At 69.5% G+C, this 13,524-nt stretch carries 16 protein-coding genes and 1 tRNA gene; 6 read left to right on the forward strand and 11 right to left on the reverse strand.

All coding sequences use genetic code 11. From position 1 onward, the window contains the following. Positions 1 to 101: 101 nt before the first annotated feature. Positions 102 to 2,093 carry a Stk1 family PASTA domain-containing Ser/Thr kinase gene (pknB, locus tag IF655_RS01565; protein WP_199581571.1) on the forward strand — a complete coding sequence of 664 codons (1,992 nt, stop codon included), beginning with the start codon at positions 102 to 104 and terminating at the stop codon, positions 2,091 to 2,093. 98 nt (positions 2,094 to 2,191) lie between these two features. Beyond that, positions 2,192 to 2,866, forward strand: a complete 675-nt coding sequence (locus IF655_RS01570) for a restriction endonuclease (protein WP_199581572.1) — start codon at positions 2,192 to 2,194, stop codon at positions 2,864 to 2,866. A 3-nt stretch (positions 2,867 to 2,869) separates the two neighbouring features. Here the strand turns inward: IF655_RS01570 and IF655_RS01575 are convergent, their stop codons facing one another. The 5 genes from IF655_RS01575 to IF655_RS01595 form a co-directional block, all read right to left on the reverse strand. After that, the gene (locus IF655_RS01575; RefSeq protein WP_199581573.1) at positions 2,870 to 3,622 is read right to left on the reverse strand and encodes a class E sortase; all 753 of its coding nucleotides are present in this window, start codon (positions 3,620 to 3,622) and stop codon (positions 2,870 to 2,872) included. 31 nt (positions 3,623 to 3,653) lie between these two features. Then, positions 3,654 to 4,760, reverse strand: a complete 1,107-nt coding sequence (locus IF655_RS01580) for a class E sortase (protein WP_199581574.1) — start codon at positions 4,758 to 4,760, stop codon at positions 3,654 to 3,656. Next, positions 4,757 to 5,398, reverse strand: coding sequence for an aminodeoxychorismate/anthranilate synthase component II (locus IF655_RS01585; RefSeq protein WP_199581575.1), 642 nt, complete (start codon positions 5,396 to 5,398; stop codon positions 4,757 to 4,759). Before IF655_RS01585 ends, IF655_RS01580 begins: the two co-directional genes overlap by 4 nt. Continuing rightward, positions 5,395 to 5,577 carry a hypothetical protein gene (locus IF655_RS01590; RefSeq protein ID WP_199581873.1) on the reverse strand — a complete coding sequence of 61 codons (183 nt, stop codon included), beginning with the start codon at positions 5,575 to 5,577 and terminating at the stop codon, positions 5,395 to 5,397. The genes IF655_RS01585 and IF655_RS01590 overlap by 4 nt, the downstream gene beginning before the upstream one ends. A 204-nt stretch (positions 5,578 to 5,781) precedes the next feature. Beyond that, on the reverse strand, positions 5,782 to 6,567 hold the full coding sequence (locus IF655_RS01595; protein ID WP_199581576.1) for a DUF881 domain-containing protein: 786 nt from the start codon (positions 6,565 to 6,567) through the stop codon (positions 5,782 to 5,784). A 151-nt stretch (positions 6,568 to 6,718) separates the two neighbouring features. Here IF655_RS01595 and crgA point away from each other — a divergent pair, with 151 nt between their 5' ends. After that, positions 6,719 to 6,973: a cell division protein CrgA gene (crgA, locus tag IF655_RS01600; RefSeq protein WP_199581577.1), complete on the forward strand. Its 255-nt coding sequence runs from the start codon at positions 6,719 to 6,721 to the stop codon at positions 6,971 to 6,973. Between the two features lie 274 nt (positions 6,974 to 7,247). Here the strand turns inward: crgA and IF655_RS01605 are convergent, their stop codons facing one another. Beyond that, positions 7,248 to 8,150 (reverse strand): rhomboid family intramembrane serine protease, encoded by a 903-nt coding sequence (locus IF655_RS01605; RefSeq protein ID WP_199581578.1) that lies wholly within the window; start codon positions 8,148 to 8,150, stop codon positions 7,248 to 7,250. Positions 8,151 to 8,297: 147 nt separating this feature from the next. Further along, the gene (locus tag IF655_RS01610) at positions 8,298 to 8,873 is read right to left on the reverse strand and encodes a peptidylprolyl isomerase (protein ID WP_199581579.1); all 576 of its coding nucleotides are present in this window, start codon (positions 8,871 to 8,873) and stop codon (positions 8,298 to 8,300) included. Between the two features lie 319 nt (positions 8,874 to 9,192). On the opposite strand from IF655_RS01610, the gene IF655_RS01615 reads away from it, so the two are divergent. After that, positions 9,193 to 9,894, forward strand: coding sequence for a DUF5324 family protein (locus tag IF655_RS01615; protein ID WP_199581580.1), 702 nt, complete (start codon positions 9,193 to 9,195; stop codon positions 9,892 to 9,894). A gap of 86 nt (positions 9,895 to 9,980) precedes the next feature. On the opposite strand, the gene IF655_RS01620 is transcribed toward IF655_RS01615, so the two are convergent. Genes IF655_RS01620 through IF655_RS01630 form a run of 3 tightly spaced genes read right to left on the reverse strand, consistent with a single transcriptional unit; the run spans position 9,981 to position 11,846 of the window. Next, complete coding sequence (locus IF655_RS01620; RefSeq protein WP_199581581.1) at positions 9,981 to 10,667, reverse strand: SDR family NAD(P)-dependent oxidoreductase; 687 nt, start codon at positions 10,665 to 10,667, stop codon at positions 9,981 to 9,983. Between the two features lie 30 nt (positions 10,668 to 10,697). After that, positions 10,698 to 11,090, reverse strand: a complete 393-nt coding sequence (locus IF655_RS01625) for an ester cyclase (RefSeq protein ID WP_199581582.1) — start codon at positions 11,088 to 11,090, stop codon at positions 10,698 to 10,700. A gap of 15 nt (positions 11,091 to 11,105) precedes the next feature. Further along, complete coding sequence (locus IF655_RS01630; RefSeq protein WP_199581856.1) at positions 11,106 to 11,846, reverse strand: SDR family NAD(P)-dependent oxidoreductase; 741 nt, start codon at positions 11,844 to 11,846, stop codon at positions 11,106 to 11,108. 92 nt (positions 11,847 to 11,938) lie between these two features. On the opposite strand from IF655_RS01630, the gene IF655_RS01635 reads away from it, so the two are divergent. Then, positions 11,939 to 12,547 (forward strand): TetR/AcrR family transcriptional regulator, encoded by a 609-nt coding sequence (locus IF655_RS01635; protein WP_199581583.1) that lies wholly within the window; start codon positions 11,939 to 11,941, stop codon positions 12,545 to 12,547. Between the two features lie 103 nt (positions 12,548 to 12,650). Here the strand turns inward: IF655_RS01635 and IF655_RS01640 are convergent. After that, a tRNA-Ala gene (locus IF655_RS01640) sits at positions 12,651 to 12,723 on the reverse strand. Positions 12,724 to 12,903: 180 nt separating this feature from the next. Here IF655_RS01640 and IF655_RS01645 point away from each other — a divergent pair. Then, positions 12,904 to 13,455, forward strand: coding sequence for a helix-turn-helix transcriptional regulator (locus IF655_RS01645; RefSeq protein ID WP_199581584.1), 552 nt, complete (start codon positions 12,904 to 12,906; stop codon positions 13,453 to 13,455). Positions 13,456 to 13,524: the final 69 nt, after the last annotated feature.

The following is a 13,524-nucleotide window of genomic DNA, read 5'->3' on the forward strand; positions in this document are numbered from 1 at the left end:
CAGGTCACACAGAGCGGGACGGGTACGGTAGGGCCCGGACGGCAGCCTCCGGCCGCACACACGTGCAGGCCGGGACCGACGGAGAGGGCTGGTAGGTAGCTATGGAAGAGCCGCGTCGCCTCGGCGGCCGGTACGAGCTGGGCCATGTGCTCGGCCGCGGTGGCATGGCCGAGGTCTACCTCGCGCATGACACCCGCCTCGGCCGCACGGTGGCAGTGAAGACGCTCCGCGCAGATCTGGCGCGCGACCCGTCCTTCCAGGCCCGGTTCCGCCGGGAGGCCCAGTCGGCCGCCTCGCTCAACCATCCCGCGATCGTCGCGGTCTACGACACGGGCGAGGACTACATCGACGGGGTCTCGATCCCGTACATCGTCATGGAGTACGTCGACGGCTCCACTCTCCGTGAGCTGCTGCACTCCGGCCGCAAGCTGCTGCCGGAGCGCTCCATGGAGATGACGATCGGCATCCTCCAGGGTCTGGAGTACGCCCACCGCAACGGCATCGTCCACCGTGACATCAAGCCGGCCAACGTCATGCTGACGCGCAACGGCCAGGTCAAGGTCATGGACTTCGGCATCGCGCGCGCCATGGGCGACGCCGGTATGACGATGACCCAGACCGCGGCCGTCATCGGCACCGCGCAGTACCTCTCGCCGGAGCAGGCCAAGGGCGAGCAGGTCGACGCCCGCTCGGACCTCTACTCCACCGGCTGTCTGCTCTACGAACTGCTGACCGTCCGTCCTCCCTTCGTCGGCGACTCGCCCGTGGCCGTGGCCTACCAGCACGTCCGCGAGGAACCGCAGCCGCCCAGCGTGTTCGACCCCGAGATCACCCCCGAGATGGACGCGATCGTCCTCAAGGCGCTGGTCAAGGACCCGAACTACCGCTACCAGTCCGCCGACGAGATGCGCCAGGACATCGAGGCGTGCCTCGACGGCCAGCCGGTCGCCGCCACCGCCGCCATGGGCGCGGTCGGTTACGGCGGCTACCCCGACTCCCAGGCCACCACGGCGATGCGCGCCGAACCGGCCGGGGCGACGACGATGCTCCCGCCGATGTCCCCGGACGACGGCGGCTACGGCTACGACGACCGTCCCGACCGGCGGCGCCAGCCGAAGAAGAGCAACAACACCTCGACGATCCTGCTCGTGGTCGCCGGTGTGCTGGTGCTGGTCGGCGCCATCCTGATCGGCATGTACGCGTTCGGCGGCGACCCCGCGGACAAGCCCTTCGGGGCGCCGAACCTCGTGGGCGTCAAGTACGCGACGGACGCCAAGCAACAGGCGGACAACGTCGGTCTGAAGGTCACCGCCGAACGCAAACCCTGCGAGGACCAGCCCAAGGGCAACGTCTGCTCGCAGAGCCCGAAGGCCGGCGCCAAGGTCAAGAAGGGCGACACCCTCGACCTGGTCGTCTCCACGGGCGCCCCCAAGGTCACCGTCCCCAGTGTGATCGGTCTCTCCTTCGACGACGCCCGCCAGAAGCTGGAGGGCGACGACTACAAGTTCACGGTCAAGAAGGAGACCCGGGTCAGCAGCGAGACCCCCGACCAGGTGCTCGACCAGGACCCGGTGGACAGCAAGCGCGTCCAGAAGGGCTCGACGATCACCCTGATCGTCGCCAAGGCGGCGGAGAAGGTCACGGTCCCGGACGTCACGGGCAAGAGCTGCGACGACGCGAAGAAGACCTTGCGGGACGCGGGTCTGGCCCCGAACGACAACTGCACCGAGACCCCGGTCACCGACCCGAACCAGAACGGCAAGGTCACGACCACCAACCCGCCCGCGAACCAGCAGGTCAACAAGAACACCCCGGTCGCGATCACGATCGGCAAGGCGCAGGACGACCAGCAGCAGTTCCAGCTACCCGACCTCCGCGGCCACCAGCTCAAGGAAGCCCGCGAAACGCTCCAGGGCTTGGGCCTCAACGTCGCGACCCCGAACAGCGGGGAAGACGACGCCACGGTGTTCGGTTCCAACCCCGCCCCGGGCGCCACGGTCAAGAAGGGCGACACGATCACCCTCCAGGCCGCGAAGCAGGGCGGCGGCAACAACGGCGGCTTCCCGAACATCTTCGGCGGCACCAACGGCTGACCACCCCGCCCACTCCAGGCCCCCGGCACCACACGGTGCCGGGGGCCTCGTGCTTTCCGCGCTCGTACCCTCGCCCGCGCGTCGGTCGTTGACAGGACATGATTGATCAGACCGCACTCCTGGAGTCCCGGGCCCTCCGCAGCTCCGTGCTGGATCGCACGGACGTGCTGGACCGGGTGAAGACACTCGCGCTGCTGCCGGACGGGCTGCATGTGACGACGGCGATGGTGGCGGCGTACTTCGGGGTGAGTGTCGAAGCCATCCGACAGATCAAGGCGCGGCACCGCGAGGAGCTGACCGCGAACGGGATGGTGACACTTCAGGGCCGTGACCTGCGGGAATTTAAGCGTGACATCTTGTCACGCTATTCCGGAAGTTATCCACAGCCCCGATCCGGCCTCACCCTCTACTCCCGCCGAACCGTCCTCAACATCGCCATGCTGCTCCGCGACAGCGGGATCGCACGGCAAGTGCGCACCTATCTCCTCGACATGGAGCACCTGGCCCGCACCGGACTCCTGAACGAATCCGCCGACCACCCGGCCGAGCCCGCCACCCCCGAGATCCTCTCGCTGGCCGCCCTGGACGCCCGCATCGACCAACGCGTCCACCACGTCCTCGGCCGCACCGTCGTCCCGATGTTCAACGCGCTCATCGAGACCTCGGGCGAGCACCACCGACGGCTGACCGCGCTGAGCGGTGACGTGCGGCGGGTCGAGAACCGGCTCAGGCTGCACTCGGCGCGGTTGCGGCGGCTGCAGGGGAGCTGGTGAGGGTCAGCGGAGTTCCTTCGGGGGCGTGCGCTTGCTGTCGACCTTCTGGACGCGTTCCAGTTCGCCCCAGACCACGTAGCGGTAGCGGCTGGTGTAGACCGGGGTGCAGGTGGTCAGGGTGATGTAGTGCCCGGGCTTCTTCTTGCCGGATTCCTCGGGGACCTGGTCGATGACGTCGACGTTGTACTTCGAGGTCTCGGGGAGGATCGCGTAGACCTTGTAGACGTACCAGTCGTCCTTGGTCTCGAAGACGACCGGGTCGCCCTCGCGGACCTTGTCGATGTTGTGGAACTTGGCGCCGTGGCCGTCGCGGTGGGCGGCGAGGGTGAAATTGCCCTTCTTGCCGGTCATGGGGAGGACGGCCTTGTCGGGGTCGGTGTAGTAGCCCGCCACACCCTCGTCGAGGACGTCGGTGGAGGTGCCCTTCTCCACCAGCACCGTGCCGTTGTGCATCGAGGGGACGTGCAGGAAGCCGATGCCGTCCTTGGTGTCGAGCTTGCCGGGACCGGTGTCGGCCGAACGGGCCCAGTGGTCGCGGACCTTGTCGGCCTGCCGGTCGGCGTGCCGGTCCGCGACGACGTTCGTCCACCACAGGGAGTAGACGACGAACAGTCCGAGGACCACGCCCACCGTCATGAGGACTTCGCCGAAGAAGCTCACCACCAGGGCGACTGGCCCGGGCCCGGGGCGGCGCGCGCCGCTGCCCGCGCCGGACGCGTCCGTGTGTTCTTCGGTGTCGTCGGCGGTCGCTGCCACTCGTCCTGTGCCCCTGTTCGACTCGGCTCGGCTACTCGATGAGCGCGTCCGGCTTGCCCTTGCTGCGCGGGCGTTCCTCGACCATCTTGCCCCAGACGATCAGCCGGTACTTGCTGGTGAACTCCGGAGTGCACGTGGTGAGGGTGATGTACCGGCCCGGCGCCGTGAAACCCGACCCCTTGGGCACCGCGTCCAGCACACTCGTGTTGGACGGCGGCGTCACCGGAAGCATCGAAGTGACCTTGTACACGAAGTACTTGTCCTGTGTCTCGACGACGACCGGGTCACCCGCGACGAGCTTGTTGATGTACCGGAACGGCTCACCGTGCGTGTTGCGGTGTGCTGCCAGACCGAAGTTGCCCGACTTGTCGTACGGCATCGCGGTCTTCAGCGGCGCCTCGCCGTAGTGCCCGACCATTCCCTTGTCGAGCACCCGCTTGTTGCTGACGCCCTCGGCGATCGGCACCACCACGTCCAGCTTGGGTATGTGCAGGATCGCGAAGCCCTGTCCGGGCTCGAAGACACCCGGCGCCCGCTTGCCGCTCGCCCAGTCGTCCTGGAGCTGATGCGTCTCGCTGCCCGCCTGCGCGTGCGCGCGCACGTTCGTCCACCAGAGCTGGTAGGTGACGAACAGCAGCATCAGCACGCCGGTGGTGATGAAGACCTCGCCGACCGCCCGGCTCGCCACGACCGCCGCGCCGGGCTTGCGCGCCCGCGCCTGCCGCCGGGCCTCGACCCGGGACAGCGGCCGCCCGGAGTCCGCTTCCGCCGAACTCGCCCCGCCCGCCGTGTCCTTGGCCCCGCCGTGCCGTCCGCCGCCCCGCCCGCCGCCGCGCTTGGCGGCCTTTCTGCGGGCCGCGCGGCCCCCCGGAGCACCCGCGGCACCCGACCGCCCCGAAGCGCCCGCAGAGACGCCCTCAGACCCGCTCCCGGGGCTCGGTGACGTCCCGGGGAGCCGCAGCGCCATCGTCTGCTCGTTGGAGGGCGGCTCCATCGCGCCCCCCGGCACGCCCCCGTGCCCGTCCACGGCCGGCATCCTGGCCGTCGGCGGGTCGCCCGCGCCCGTGAACACCGGGCCGTAGGACCCGTACGGCGCCTCGCCGTACACGTCCTCGCGCTCGGGGCGCAGCGCGGTCACGCCGTGGACCTGCCCACCACCGGGGCGAGCCCCGCCGACCTCGCCACGGCACCGCGGTCGCCGCACTCCGCCAGCCAGTTGGCCAGCATCCGGTGCCCGTGCTCGGTCAGCACCGACTCGGGATGGAACTGCACGCCCTCCACCGGGAGTTCCCGGTGGCGCAGCCCCATGACGATCCCGTCCTCGGTGCGGGCGGTGACCTCAAGCTCGGCGGGGACGGTGGCCGGTTCGGCGGCCAGCGAGTGGTAGCGGGTCGCGGTGAAGGGCGACGGCAGCCCGGCGAAGACGCCCTTGCCGCCGTGGAGCACCGGGGAGGTCTTGCCGTGCAGCAGCTCGGGCGCGCGGTCGACCACGCCGCCGTACGCCACCTGCATCGACTGCATCCCCAGGCACACCCCGAACACCGGCACACCGGTCGCGGCGCAGTGCCGGACCATGTCCACGCACACCCCCGCCTCCTCCGGCGTGCCCGGACCCGGGGAGAGCAGGACGCCGTCGAATCCGTCCTGGGCGTGGGCCGTGGTCACCTCGTCGTTGCGCAGCACCTCGCACTCGGCGCCGAGCTGGTAGAGGTACTGGACGAGGTTGAAGACGAAGCTGTCGTAGTTGTCGACAACGAGAATCCGCGCGCTGCTCACTGGTGGTCCACCGTCACATCGTTGAAGGGCAGCAGTGGTTCGGCCCACGGGAACACGTACTGGAACAGGACGTAGACCACGGCCAGGGCGAGCAGGAGTGAGAGCAGGGCCTTCACCCACGTGTTGCCCGGCAGATGCCGCCAGATCCAGCCGTACATGCCGTCCCTTCCGTTCCTCACGGCACAGACTCACGCCGTACGGCACCAGACTAACGGCGCCGGACGGCCTCCCGGCCGTTGTCCACAGGCCGGGTCGACACCCGGACTTACGTGCCCCAGCGTCGATCACCTCAACGTGTGACGGAACGGGTTGCGCGGCACCCTTTGTCGATCTCTTACGAAGCGCCTCGCGCAGCCCGCCTTGCGAGGCTTCGCGTGAAGCTCCTACTTCGCCGGGCGCGCGTAGTGCAGGTCCACGGTGCCCGTGTAGCCGGGCAGGGTCACGTTCCCGTCGTCCGCGACCTGCCAGCCGAGCCCGTAGACGTTGACGTACACCATGTACGTCTGGATCGCCTTGCTGTCGGCCAGCGCCTGCTTGAGCCGGTCCGGATCGCCCACCGCCGTGATCTTGTACGGGGGCGAGTAGACGCGGCCCTGGAGGATCAGGGTGTTGCCGACGCAGCGCACCGCGCTGGTGGAGATCAGCCGCTGGTCCATGACCTTGATGCCCCGGGCGCCGCCGTGCCACAGGGCGTTGACCACGGCCTGGAGGTCCTGCTGGTGGATCACCAGGTAGTCGGGCTGCGGCTCGGGGTAGCCGGGGAGCTTGGCGGTGGCGTTGGGCGGGGCGTCGTTCAGGGTGACGGTGATCGCCTTGCCGGTCAGCGCGTGCGTGCCCGCGTCGCGCTCAAGACCGCCGAGCTTCTCGTCCTGGGTGCGACTGCTGCCGTCGTCGCTCTCGGCCAGGGACTCCACGCGCTCGCGCAGGGTCGCGTTGGACTCGTCGAGACCCTTGTTCTTGCGGCTGCGCTCCTGGATCAGGTCGGACAGCTTGAGCAGCGAGGTGTCGGTGCGGATGTCCGTGCCCTTGGCGGTGTCGAAGCTGGTGAAGAAGATCAGCCCGGCCAGGGCGAAAACGCCCGCCGTGAGAATCCGCACCGGCTTCAGGCGCGCGCGGGGACGGGTCGGACCCGTTGATCCCGTACCGGGGGAGTCGGCAGAATTGCTCAACGTACCCTTATCTCCTTCGGCGCCGTAGAAGCACTACGCTAACGGACGCCCGGGGGAGCGCTCAGTGTGCCCTTACTGTCCCCTTGTACGCTGCCCCGAGCCCGACCCGTTACCTGCGCGGCCACGCAGCGCATCGACAGGAGAGACCCTCGTGCCGAAGTCACGTATCCGCAAGAAGGCCGACTACACGCCGCCGCCCGTGAAGCAGGCGCAGGCCGTCAAGATCGGCAACAGCGCCTGGGTCGCGCCGGTGATGCTGGCCATGTTCCTCATCGGTCTGGCGTGGATCGTGGTCTTCTACGTGACCGACGGCTCGCTGCCGATCGACAGCCTGGACAACTGGAACATCGTGGTGGGCTTCGGCTTCATCGCGGCGGGGTTCGGCGTCTCCACGCAGTGGAAGTAGCGGGTCCGCCCGACGGGGCCCGGACACCTCTGCCCACGGCCCTTCACTGAGTTATCCACAGCCTTGGGCAGAGTTTCCACATGTGCCTGGGGAAAAGAAACTACGATCTGTGGATAACTCATCGATCGTTGACGCCGGTGTGACTGCCCTACCGGCTGCAGAATCGCCACTGCCCCCTGTCTGACCTGCGGGAACTCATCCGAGCGATAGGGGGCACGCCTGTTCCCGCACGCTGTGCACAAGATCGCGCACACGCTGTGGACAACGGTTCGGATCAGGTGAGCTGAGCCGTTCTCACCAGGGTGAGAATCGCCACCACGACGAGCACCAGCGCACAGGCGCCGTACTGGATCAGCGCCCGGCGGTCGCGCGGGGCGTGGATCATCGCGTAGCCGACGCCGAGACCGGCGACCAGTCCGCCGATGTGCGCCTGCCAGGCGATGCCGGGGACCTGGAACGTGATGATCAGGTTGACCACCAGCAGCGCGATGACCGGTCGCATGTCGTAGTTGAGCCGCCGCACCAGGACGACGGTGGCGCCGAAGAGCCCGTAGATCGCGCCGGACGCCCCCAGGGAGGGCTCGTTGGGCGCGACCATCAGATAGCTGAGCGCGCTGCCCGCGAGTCCGGAGACCAGGTAGAGGGAGAGATAGCGGGCGCGCCCGAGGGCGGCTTCGAGCGGGCCGCCGATCCACCACAGGCTGAGCATGTTGAACGCGATGTGCAGGAAGCCGCCGTGCAGGAACATCGCGGTCAGCAGCCGGTAGTACTGACCGTCCGCCACCCCCTGCACGCCGAGCTGCGGGACGAGGGCGTTGCCGATCAGCTCGAACCGGTTGGTGAAGGCGCCCCCGACGATCTGCTGGACCGCGAAGAAGACGACGTTCAGTCCGATGAGGACCTTGGTGACGAGCCGGGGGTCGGCGGTGTGCCGCCCTCCGGCCAGGGTGCGGGGCGCGGCTGAGGGCGGAGCCGGGGTCGCGGCGCCGGGAGCGGGCGTGTGCGCGGTGCCGCGCACACAGTCGGGGCAGTGGAAGCCGACCGAGGCGTCGACCATGCACTCCGGGCAGATCGGCCGGTCGCAGCGGGTGCAGCGCACACCGGTCTCGCGGTCCGGGTGCCGGTAGCACGCGGGCAGGCTCCGGGCGTCCCGGGCGCCGGCTGCGGCCTGGTCCATGAGATCCCCTTGTCCGTCGCGGGACATCACCGGGCGATACCCCGCCCTGCCCATCCTTACGGACGAGCGGTGCGTTTGGTTCCCCTCCGGGTTTTTCGTCCCCGACTCCGCGGTGCCCCGACTCCGCGGTGCCCCGGCTTCGGCGGACTACCCGGCGGTCTCCATGTTCTTGCCCGTCTGGTCCTCTCCCCGCTCCTGCCCCGTCCGCTCCACGACCACGGTCAGGATCACCACGTCCTCCACCGGACGGTGATCGCGCCCGGTGGGCACCGCCGCGATGGTGTCGACCACCTTGCGGCTCTCCGCGTCGGCGACCTCGCCGAAGATCGTGTGCTTGCGGTTGAGCCACACGGTCGGCGAGACGGTGATGAAGAACTGCGAGCCGTTGGTGCCCGGACCGGCGTTGGCCATGGCAAGCAGATAGGGGCGCCCGAAGGACAGGTCGGGGTGGAACTCGTCCGCGAACTGGTAGCCGGGACCGCCGATGCCGGTGCCGAGCGGGTCACCGCCCTGGATCATGAAGCCGCTGATCACCCGGTGGAAGACCGTTCCGTCATAGAGCGGGTCCGTGCTCTCCGTGCCGGTCTCGGGGTTCTTCCAGGCGCGCTCGCCCTGGGCGAGTTCGACGAAGTTCCTGACGGTGGCCGGGGCGTGGTGCGGGAACAGCCGGATCCTGATGTCGCCGCGATCCGTCTTGAAAGTGGCGTAGAGCTGCTCGGCCACGGGGTGCCTTCCCTCTTGCTTCCGTCGTTCGTTTCCGTCGTCATTCCCGGAAAGGCTTCGATCGTCGCACGCCGGGGGAGGGCGAACCCCGGACGAGCACGAGTTCCGCGCCGTACTGCCACCGGTTCGCCGCGGAGAGCGGCGCGCGGCGGGGATTCGTGGCAGGGTCGGCGGTGGGGCCGTTGCCCGGATTTCCGTAGGTGTGAAGCGATCGGCACCCGTATGCCCGCTCGCACATGCCGTGCGGGCCCCGGACAGGCATGATCCGTAACAGGGTGGACAGTCGACATACCGTACCGCCACCGAGGAGGAGGTTCCCGTGACCCGCATCGAGAGCGTGCGCGCCGCGACCGGCTCGGCGAAGGACAGCGTGCTGCACGCCGCGGACGTGGTGGCGCCCTACGCCGACACGGCCAAGGAGCGTGCCGCGTACTACGCGCAGGAGGCACGCGTACGCCTCGCGCCCGTGATGTCCCAGGCCGCCGACCAGGCACGCGTGCAGTACGACGCGCTGCTCGCCCCGCGTCTTGAGCAGGCCCGCGCCCATGTCCCGCCGAAGGTCGACCAGGCCGCCCAGGATGCCGCCGAGCGCACCCGCAAGGCGGCCAAGCAGGCGGCGGAGTACTCGCGCCCGCGGATCGAGCAGGCCGTGGCCGCGGCCACGCCGGTCTACGACGAGGCCGCGACGCGTGGTGCCGCCGCCCTGGTCGCGCTGCGCGGCAATGTCTCCGCCAAGCAGATCAAGAAGCTGGCCCGCCGCAACGAACGCCGCGGCACGGCTCGCACCGTCCTGAAGTACGCGGCCCTGGCCAGCATCGTCGCCGGCACCGCGCTGGCCGTGTGGAAGTGGTGGGACAAGCAGGCCAACCCCGACTGGCTGGTCGAGCCCCCCGCCGCCACCGAGATGCCCGACGCCGCCCGGCTGCACTCGGTGGACGGCACCGGCACCTCTCCCCTGGACCCCGAGGTCCGCGCGAAGCAGAACGAGGAGGACTCGTCCAACGGCGACGAGAACAGGTGACGACCGGCTCGGCCGGCGTCATCGGATCAGCAGGGGCAGGCGAGGTACGCGTCGCCTGCCCCTGCTGATTCCTGTTCCGGTACCGACTACCAGGGCAGTTCCCCGTTCTCGTCCTGGAAGGTCCCCGTCGGGCCGTCCGCGCCGAGCGTCGCAAGGCGTACGACGACCCGGGCACTCGCCTCCGGCTCCCTGCCGATGCCGAACGCCGCGGTCATGTCGGTCGCGGTCGGACCGGGCTCGACCGCGTTGAACTTGATGCCCGGATGAGCCTTGGCGTACTGGACCGTCAGCATGGTGGCCGCCGCCTTGGAGGCGGAGTACAGAGGCAGCGGCAAGGTGGACTCCAGCCGGTCCGGGTTGGTCACCGCCCAGAACGAACCGGCGCTGCTCGACACGTTGACGACGACGGGGTTCGAGGACCCGCGCAGGAGGGGCAGCGCCGCCTCCGTGACGCGCACGATGCCCACCGCGTTGGTGTCGAACGCCTTCAGGGCGGCGGGTCCGTCGATCGGTCCCTCCGCCAGGATGCCCGCGTTGTTCACCAGGACGTCGAGGCGCCCCTCCTCCTCTTCGATCTTCCGCAGCGCGTCGCGCACGGACGCGTCGTCGGTCACGTCGAGCTGGACGAAGCGCGCGCCGAGCGCCGCCGCGGCCTTCTCGCCCCGGTCGGTGTCGCGCGCGCCGAGGTAGACGACGTGGCCCGCCGCCAGAAGCTGCCTGGCCGTCTCGTAGCCGATGCCCTTGTTGGCTCCGGTGATCAGTGTGATGGTCATGAACGTCCTTTCGAATTGCCGGGGGTCGGGTCAGCGGGTCAACTGGCGGCGCAGTTCGCCCGCGTCGTGCAGCGCGGTCATGTGCACGAACCGCCCGTCGCGGACCTGGTAGACGGCGTACTCGGTGATCTCGAAGGAGGCGCCGGTGGGAGCCACGCCGAGCCACTCCTTCACCGGAGTACCCGTGTTGACGAGGCGTGCGGCCAGCCGGTCGCCGTCGAAGAGCAGTTCCCGCAGCTCCCAGTGGAGGTCCGGAACCGCGTCCACGTCGTGCCGCTGCACCGCGAGGAGGTCGGCACGGGCGGCCGGCTCGCCGTTCAGGGTGGTGCGCTCCGCGATGAACTCGTCCATGCCGTCGAACGCGTGGGCGTTGAGCGCGTCGATGTAGCGCAGATAGAAGGCGCGCAGATCGCTGTCGGACATGAGGGACCTCTCCGCTCAGATCTGGTTCATGCCGCCGTCGACGTACAGGCTGGAGCCGGTGATGAAGCTGCTCTGACCGGAGGCGAGGAAGGCCACCGCCGCGGCGGTCTCCTCCGGGCGCGCGAGCCGCCCCAGCGGGACGCGTGCCGCCAGTTGACGTTTGAACTCCTCCGGGGTGGCGGTGAGCCCCACCAGCGCGGGAGTGTCGGTCGGGCCGGGCGTGACCGTGTTGACGCGGATGCCGCGCCCCTTGAGTTCGTTGGCCCAGGTCCGGGCGAGCGAGCGGGTGGCTGCCTTGGTCGCCGCGTACACGCCCATCCCCTCGTCGCCGGTGTCCACGGTGGTGGAGCCGTTCAGGATGACGGACGCCCCGTCGTTGAGCAGGGGCAGCGCCTTCTGCACGGTGAACAGCGTGCCGCGGACGTTGATGCCGAAGAGGGTGTCGACGTGCTCCTCGGTGGCTTCCGCGAGCGGCACGAGCGAGGCGATGGAAGCGTTCGCGAACAGGACGTCCAGGCCCTGTCCCCGGGCGCGGACCGCGTCGTAGAGGCGGTCCAGATCAGCGAGGTCCGCGATGTCGCCGACCACCGGCGTGGCGGCGGGACCGATCGCCTCGGCGGCGGCGTCCAGCTCGGTCTTGCGCCTGCCGGTGATGAACACGTGCGCGCCCTCCGCCGCCAGCCGTACGGCGCTGGCCAGGCCGATTCCGGTACTGGCGCCGGTGACGAGAGCGGTCTTTCCGTCCAGCAGTCCCATGACGAACAGCTCCTCGATTTCCGCATCGATCACTACAGAATTCAACCGTAGCACTTCTGTAGCGATCGATGCGGAAGCAGTAGGCTGGGATCGTGGAGACGAAACGGACCAGCCCCGTCGGCCGACCGCGGGGATTCGACGCGGACGAGGCCCTTGAGCGCGCCATGCTGTTCTTCTGGCGGCACGGCTACGAGGGGGCCAGCACCGCCGGTCTGGCGAAGGCGATGGGGATCTCCACCACGAGCATGTACGCGGCTTTCGGCAACAAGGAGCAGTTGTTCCGCCGGGCCCTGGAGCGCTACACCGAGGGACCGAGCGCGTATCTGGCCCGGGCCGTGGAGGAGCCGACCGCCCTCGGTGTCGCGACGGCGGTCCTGGCCGGGGCGGTGCGCACCACCACCCGCCCGTCCCACCCGCACGGCTGCCTGGGCGTCTCCGGCGCCCTGACCACCAGTCACTCCGGGGAGGAGGTCCGTGACCTTCTCGTCTCCTGGCGCGACAACGGCTACTGCTGCCTCAAGCAGCGCTTCGAGCGAGCCGTCGAGGAGGGCGACCTGCCCGCCGACAGCGACCCCGGCCTGCTGGCCCGTTACGTCACCACCGTCGCCTACGGCATCGCCGTCCAGGCCGCGAGCGGCGTCTGCCGCGACGAACTCCAGGAACTGGCCGACGCCGCCCTGCGCGCCTGGCCGCTGCGCTGAGCGAGGCGAGAAGGCGCGCAAGGTGCCGACGCGGTGCTGACGTTGTGCACGCGAAGATCCCCCCTGATCCGCGTTTCCGCAGGTCAGAGGGGATCTCGGGGGGTGGAGCCTAGGGGAGTCGAACCCCTGACATCCGCCATGCAAAGACGGCGCTCTACCAACTGAGCTAAGGCCCCGTGCAGCAGCGTCCGGCCGGAGAAGCTCTCCCGGCGGTCGCCGCAGACCAGAGTACCGGGTCACCCGGGGTATCCGGCAAAAACTTTGGGGCTCCCCCCGTCCGAACACGCTCCGTAGGATGCTCGACAAGGTTCGCGTGAGCGAACCGCGGTTCAATGGGGAAGCGATGGGGAGACGCAATGGACGCCGCACAGCAGGAAGCGACCGCGAGAGCGCGGGAGCTGCAGCGGAACTGGTACGGGGAGCCACTGGGGGCGCTCTTCCGTAAGCTCATCGAGGATCTCGGGCTCAACCAGGCCCGGCTGGCGGCGGTTCTGGGTCTGTCCGCTCCGATGCTGTCGCAGCTCATGAGCGGCCAGCGCGCGAAGATCGGCAATCCGGCGGTGGTCCAGCGGGTGCAGCTCCTGCAGGAGCTGGCCGCACAGGTCGCGGACGGCAGCGTCAGCGCGGCCGAGGCGACCGAGCGGATGGACGAGATCAAGAAATCCCAGGGCGGCTCCGTGCTCAGCAACAACACCGCGCAGACGACGAACAGTTCGGGCGCGCCGACCGTCAAGCGCGTCGTCCGCGAGATCCAGTCGCTGCTGCGCTCCGTGGCCGCCGCGGGCGACATCATCGAGGCCGCCGAAAGCATCGCCCCGGCCCACCCCGAGCTGGCAGAGTTCCTCCGGGTCTACGGCGCGGGGCGCACCTCAGAGGCGGTCGCGCACTACCAGTCCCACCAGAGCTGACCGCCGCCCGGCGCGCGTCCCGGTGGGGGTCGGGACGCGGACCGGACGGCGCACCGCACCGGACCAGGG

The organism is Streptomyces sp. DSM 110735 (assembly GCF_016482685.1).
In the GTDB taxonomy this organism is placed as follows: domain Bacteria; phylum Actinomycetota; class Actinomycetes; order Streptomycetales; family Streptomycetaceae; genus Streptomyces.